The following is a 201-nucleotide window of genomic DNA, read 5'->3' as shown; positions in this document are numbered from 1 at the left end:
AAACTTCGGTACAGATGAAAACGGCGATAAGATTCCGGATGAGTATCAGGTGAAATACACCTATCAGGCAGCAGCAGACCAAAAGGGAACGGTGAGTGGAACAACCGTTGAATGGATCAACAAGTATGAAGTTGAAAATGGTAAGCTGGTCATTGAAAACAACAAACCTGTAGCGATCGACGCACACCCAACACAGCCATC

Annotated in this window: 1 protein-coding gene; it reads left to right on the top strand. The window is 45.3% G+C overall.

The window, feature by feature from the left end; all coding sequences use genetic code 11:
- A partial coding sequence (locus NE665_RS24725; RefSeq protein WP_347285946.1) for a hypothetical protein occupies positions 1-201 on the top strand: 201 nt, incomplete at both ends.

It is taken from the genome of Clostridium sp. DFI.1.208 (genome assembly GCF_024463855.1).
Taxonomy (GTDB): Bacteria; Bacillota_I; Bacilli_A; order Erysipelotrichales; family Erysipelotrichaceae; genus Clostridium_AQ.
The sequence above is the reverse complement of the archived record's forward strand: the minus strand, read 5'-3'. Positions and strand labels throughout refer to the sequence as shown.